This is a genomic window from Dellaglioa sp. CoH-57-MRSF-22 (genome assembly GCF_056781895.1).
The window spans coordinates 1-351 of sequence record NZ_JBXAXT010000134.1; the positions used below are offsets into that span (position 1 = coordinate 1).

Consider the following 351-nt stretch of genomic DNA (forward strand, 5'->3'; position numbering starts at 1 on the left):
GACCAACCGCATGAATGCGAGCGCTGCCAAGGGTAACGAAGGTTACGACAAGGCAAAAGACCCGCGTGATGCGCACAAGAAGCCGGAAAAGCATCCGGGTGAAGTGAAGCTGGCTCCTGAGAAGGGCCCGCACCACCCGGCAAAGACCAAGGCAAGCTTCGAAGACGGCGCTAATACTCCGCACACTGATGTTGAGCCGGAAAAGGCATTTGACGACGCCGAACGCGAAGTCGAAGTTCACAGCGCAGAAGGTGAGCAGCATGAAGGGCTGAAGCCGGTTGGCGAAGGTCAACACGCAACGCAGACGCTGCCGAACGATGAAGACCCGACTGCTGGTTACATTACGGTTGG

General features: G+C 57.5%; 1 protein-coding gene. It reads left to right on the top strand.

Annotation, left to right across the window (positions count from 1 at the left end):
• Nucleotides 1–351, top strand: a 351-nt coding sequence (locus tag AC1RPR_RS08535) for a hypothetical protein (RefSeq protein WP_481763521.1), incomplete at both ends; no start/stop codon positions are given.